Here is a 5,645-nt window from a genome sequence, read left to right on the forward strand (position 1 = left end):
AGATAAGCTATATTCTGTAAATGATGACTAGGAGGAGCCGTGTGCATTAATAGTGCAAGCACGGTTCTGTGAGGGGGGAGAACACAATCTACCGTAAGGGTAGAGAGGTTCTCTTCTACTCGACTAGTTATAGAAGGGTTAACATCCTTTAATGTTGAATAAAACATTATAGTCTGAATTTAATAAAAAAATGGAGATCTATATGACAATTGAGAACCTAAACCAATTAAGTAATGACTTCATTCACCGTTTATATAGATGAATCCCTAGATGATTCAAATAATTAAAGGAGTGGAAAGAATGAACAGTCCGATAAAGAACCAGATCAATACTATTTTTGTCCACGTCAGCGATTTAGAGAAGTCGGTAATTTGGTATTCACAATTACTTGGTCAAGCATACGATACGGCAGAAATCAGAAGGCCTGTTTATAATATTGAAATTAACGATCATACTGGTTTAACTCTAGATGCAGGACCAGAAGAAATAATAAAAGAAGCGAACAATTACGAATATCCGTTATTTAATTTTCACACAGATAAAATCAATGCAGCCTATAATTACGTAAATAGTTTGGGATATAAAATTGAATCCGAAATTGTAAATTTTGATGATTTTTCTTATTTTACAATTAGTGATCCTGATAGAAATATTATTATGGTTTGTACTGGCTAATATAGAAATTTGCTTTAAGGAATACCGTCCTGCGACTTCTTGACTCAACTATTGAGGCACGTTTATCGAGGAAGGGCTAATACAACTTTTGCTTTAGTAAAGGAGTAACATAAAAAAGCTATTTATTTTAATAAATTTAAATTTTAGGAGGTTCCAATGAATCCTATTTTAAATCAAATCGGAACAGTCTTTATTCCTGTAAGTAATGTTGAAGAAGCACGAAAATGGTATTGTGAGATTTTGGGGTTAGATGAAGAAGGTGAGATTTTATTTGGACATTTATTTATTATACCAACATCGAATGGAACTGGAATTGTATTAGATAGCAAGATTTATTCAAAAGAAAATATTTTTAAAACTCCAGCTTTTCATTTTAATGCCCACGATATTGAAGCAGCCTATAGCTTTATGAAGGATAAGAATGTTGAATTAACAACAGAAATTGAGCATAATCACTGGTTTAATTTCAAAGACCCTTATGGAAACCATTTAATGGTGTGCAAATGTTAATTAATTTACCAATCAATGCATAGTTCATATTTTTATATTTTTAAAGGCCAAAACACGATAGTTACTAGTAACAAGTAAATAGACTTTGTTTACAGTTTGGGTGGTTAATTTATGAGGCGATTCTTTGATAAAGAATCGTCTCAACTTTTAGATTAATAATATCTTTTTCGGCTTACGTTGCACGTTAGTTGAAGAGAAAGATAACTCCTTATGTTCCATTTGCACAAAATTCGTATGAAGAGACAATAAAGACCTCTATACATGAGGTCTAAGGACTTTTGGAAGATTTTAAATGCTGATAATCAATTAACTTTATAGCAGGACGATCCTTGACATTTCTCCAAAATATATTTGGGTCAATACCAAATGTGATTTTATCAGTACCATAGAATTTACGGTTCTTAATACCGCCGCTATGCGGAGAAACAGTGACTATCACCATGTATGGATACTCCTGACGAGTATCTTGGAGTTGTGATTCTATAATTTCCACAACATTATAGTGATTTTCCCAATCAAACGACATTCCGCTTATCGATTCATCATGATATTGTTTCCTTGCAGCATTAAGAATTTCAGGGATTAAAAGGTCTAACATAAAATTTTTAAAATGTTGTTCTTGTGGAACATCATTTGTTACACGGTATAAATCATCACTATATCCTTTGCGGTGATACTCTTCAGCAAAGACAAAATGTGTACAAAAAAGAAAGATAAAAACTAAGGTTAAAAGTGTTTTTTTGAAAATGTTCGTCACCTCCATATGGTGTAATATTTGTAAAAAAATACAATCTATTCTTGATTAAAGCTAAAACAACTAATGGGTAGTATTCATCGAATTTATACAAGAAAACAACAAAAAAAGCAGTAAACAAAAATGGAGGAGGTATTTGTAGTGAACCAACACCAAATCATAATTACTGATTATAATCCCAAGTACGCTGAACAAACAGTGAAAATGTGGCGAGATAGTAAGGAACAAGCAATTGGTCAGAAAGAAATTCATAGCTTTGAAAATCACGTTTATTTTTTAAATAATTTATTACCTGAACAGTTTCAAATAAATTTAGCGTTAATTGACGATAGAGTAGTGGGAATGATTGCTTCTAATGAAACGGAAATAAGCCAACTTTATATTCATATAGATTATCAAGGAATGGGTATAGGACAAACATTACTAGAAAAAGTAAAAGCAAAATCAAGTGGGAGATTAACATTATATACATTTGAAGTAAATAAAAAAGCACAACGATTTTATGAAAAGAATGGATTTAATATCATTGGTAGAGGACACGAAAATGAAGAAAATTTACCTGATATTCAATACGAATGGATATCAAAATAAACCATACTAACGGGTGCAAGTGTTGAAGAAAGTGGTCGCTGCAGCGGTCTTTTGCAACAGATAAGGAACCTTTTGATACCTTATTATCCATCACATCTTTGGAAGAGGTAATGAGAAGTTTAGATGAATACTTAAAAGAATAACACTTGTTGAGATTCTTCAATTTCGAAGGATCGTTTTTTCTTATTCAAGTAACATGGCAGTTTAGTTATAGAAGGAAATGTCAATCAATCAGAGAATTTATAGTAATTCGAGGAATCCAACATGCTAAACTCATTGTTAATGAAAAGGAGATAAAGATCTATGCGTACTGAACAAGAAATGATAGCTTTAATTCTGGACACAGCAGAAAAAGATGAACGAATTCGTGCAGTAGTAATGAATGGTTCACGAACAAATCCTAATGTTTCAAAAGATATGTTTCAGGATTTTGATATTGTTTATCTTGTAACCGAAATGGATTCTTTTTTACGTAATCACAATTGGATAGAGGTTTTTGGTAAACGAATTATTATGCAAACACCTATGGCTATGTCGATGTTTTCGCCATCATTGGGTAGTCGATTCTCCTATCTAATGCAATTTACAGATGGAAATCGTATTGATCTGACGTTAATTCTCTTAAACGAAAAAGACAAGTATTGTAAAGAGGATAAGCTAACAATTATTTTGATGGATAAGGATCATTGCCTCCCTGCAATTCCTCCTCCTACGGATGAGGATTATTGGGTAAAACGTCCATCTGCTGAATTCTATGCAGATTGTTGTAATGAATTTTGGTGGGTATCCACTTACGTAGCAAAGGGTTTATGGAGGAAGGAAATTCTTTATGCACAGGAACATCTTAATGTTATTGTTAGACCTATGTTAATCAAAATGCTGGAATGGCAGGTAGGTATTCAAACTGACTTTTCTGTAAGCATAGGTAAAAGCGGTAAATATCTAGAGAGATTTCTTCCAGAGGAAATCTGGAAGGAACTTCTTTCTACTTATGCTAACGGGAGTTATGATGGTGTCTGGAAAGCATTATTAACAATGGCTCAGTTGTTTCATAGTACATCAAAATATGTTGCAGATAGTTTAAATTATGAATACCCATATGAACAAGATATTGGTGTTACGGAGTATTTAAAGCATATACAAAACTTATCACCAAATGCCAATGAAATTTATTGATCTACTTTAACTACCATGAAAATAAGTTTCCTTTAGTTCTTTATGAAGTAAACCCGCTAAAAAAACCTCCCTAAATATTTTAAATTGAGGAGAAAATCTCTTAGAGGAAATTCTGTTAATAGGTGGGAACTATTTGACGCTTACTAATAAATCGAGCAGAATGATTCTGCTCGATTTGCATTTTATCATTGTTACATCAGTTTTTTAATCGAAAAATTATCCCTCAATAAAGCCCAGTTCTCTGGGTATGGATAACCCAATGCCCAGTAACTGATCCCACGGAGGTTATAGTCTTTGACCATATTAAACTTGGCCTGTGCACTTCTTGCATCCTCAAACCACACCTCATGTCCCTGCCCTTTTTCATCTACGTAACGGAAAAATGGAGATTGGGCGGTAGCATCATATTGAATGGTAGCTCCATATTTTACTGCACGTCTTAAGGCTTCCTGTGGGCTGAAAGTTTCGGCTTCTTGGCCCTTAACATGAGGAATCTTCCAGTCCCGCGCATAAATTTGGAAGCCTAAAAAGATTTTATCAGCTGGCATAACGGATAATGCATATTCCACTACTCGCTTCATTTCATTTATAGGAGAGATGGCCTGCGGAGGACCGAGGCGGTATCCCCATTCATATGTCATCAGCACGACAAAGTCGGCAATTCTCCCGTGCGCTTCATAGTCATGGGCTTCATATAAGAGACCAGATTGAGTGGCTCCCACCTTTGGTGCAAGTGCAGTGGAAACAAAATATCCTTTTGGATGGAGGCGGTCCACTGCCAGCTGTAGGAACTGGTTGTATACCTCACGGTCTGCCGGCAATACATTCTCAAAATCAATATTAACTCCTTTATAGCCTTTGCTATCCATGACCTGGAGAATGTTGGTGAGGACCTTATCTCTTATTTCTGGAGTAGCCAAAATGGTATGTGCCACATTTGATCCGGCCTGGGTGGAAGTAAAGTTGGTAACTGACATCATGGGCACGACATTTTTGGACAATGACGCTTTAATCATTTCCTCATCATTTTTGACGGGATTTAACGTTCCATCTTCTGCAATAAGGTAGGCGAATGGACTAAAGTACGTTAACAAATGGCCAATTTCATTAAGGGTTTGAACGGCTCCAGCACTCGGTTGATAGGTATAAGCATTCACTTCAATCGCTGGTTTTGTTCTTGGAATGGCCAGCTGCAGTCCAGGATAAATCAAATTAGGGTTTGTAATCTGATTTTCAGTGATGATAGCTTGAACAGTGGTTCCATATCGATTGGCAATTTGCCATAAGGCTTCACTGGGTTGGACGATATGTGTAATGGCTGGAATGTAGAGTGTGGTTCCCGGATATAAAAGATTCGGGTTTGTTAAGTTGCTGGATTGAACAATCGCTGAAATCGAAACACCATACTTTTGGGCAATCGACCATAATGTTTCCCCATATTTTACGATGTGGGTAGTTCCTGGTTTTGGAATCACTAACGCCTGGCCAACCACTAATTGATTTGGATTCTGGAGATCATTTATTTGTACAATGGAACTCATGCTAACGGCATAACGGTTAGAGATTTGCCAAAGCGTCTCACCACTGCTGACAACATGTATTATCATTAAGATTCCCCCATAGGCAATTTCATTAATGTACTATATGTAACGGCCATAAAAAATGTGTAAATACCTGATATTCAATGAACTAAGAAAGCAGAATAGCAAAAGAGGACGGTCTGTTTATTTTCAACAATCGGGCCAGCGGGACTTCTTATAGATTGGAGATAAACTTAAATTAAATCCATGTCGGAAAACGTGCTTGTTCAATTAAACCAGCTAATAGTTTGTCAATATTTTTCAATAAAAAATAAAATTTAGTCATGATATACTAAAATTATGCATGCCAAATAACCTTCCACTAACTGATGATTGGAAGGTTTTGTCTTATTTAACTA

Annotated in this window: 6 protein-coding genes; 4 read left to right on the forward strand and 2 right to left on the reverse strand. The window is 35.0% G+C overall.

Annotation, left to right across the window (positions count from 1 at the left end):
* Nucleotides 1–300: 300 nt before the first annotated feature.
* The gene (locus ACE198_RS27615) at nt 301–675 is read left to right on the forward strand and encodes a VOC family protein (protein WP_375377766.1); all 375 of its coding nucleotides are present in this window, start codon (nt 301–303) and stop codon (nt 673–675) included.
* Nucleotides 676–831: 156 nt separating this feature from the next.
* Nucleotides 832–1,185 carry a VOC family protein gene (locus ACE198_RS27620; protein ID WP_251463460.1) on the forward strand — a complete coding sequence of 118 codons (354 nt, stop codon included), beginning with the start codon at nt 832–834 and terminating at the stop codon, nt 1,183–1,185.
* 268 nt (nt 1,186–1,453) lie between these two features.
* Here the strand turns inward: ACE198_RS27620 and ACE198_RS27625 are convergent, their stop codons facing one another.
* Nucleotides 1,454–1,942, reverse strand: coding sequence for a DUF3888 domain-containing protein (locus tag ACE198_RS27625; protein WP_375377767.1), 489 nt, complete (start codon nt 1,940–1,942; stop codon nt 1,454–1,456).
* Between the two features lie 138 nt (nt 1,943–2,080).
* Between ACE198_RS27625 and ACE198_RS27630 the strand changes: the two genes are divergently transcribed.
* Complete coding sequence (locus ACE198_RS27630) at nt 2,081–2,530, forward strand: GNAT family N-acetyltransferase (protein WP_375377768.1); 450 nt, start codon at nt 2,081–2,083, stop codon at nt 2,528–2,530.
* A 303-nt stretch (nt 2,531–2,833) separates the two neighbouring features.
* A complete protein-coding gene (locus ACE198_RS27635) occupies nt 2,834–3,706 on the forward strand; it encodes an aminoglycoside 6-adenylyltransferase (protein ID WP_375377769.1) in 873 nt (290 codons plus the stop codon).
* A 191-nt stretch (nt 3,707–3,897) separates the two neighbouring features.
* Here the strand turns inward: ACE198_RS27635 and ACE198_RS27640 are convergent, their stop codons facing one another.
* The gene (locus ACE198_RS27640) at nt 3,898–5,313 is read right to left on the reverse strand and encodes a LysM peptidoglycan-binding domain-containing protein (protein ID WP_375377770.1); all 1,416 of its coding nucleotides are present in this window, start codon (nt 5,311–5,313) and stop codon (nt 3,898–3,900) included.
* Nucleotides 5,314–5,645 lie beyond the last annotated feature (332 nt).

Origin of the sequence: Neobacillus sp. KR4-4, assembly GCF_042136325.1 — a bacterium.
GTDB lineage: Bacteria > Bacillota > Bacilli > Bacillales > Cytobacillaceae > Neobacillus.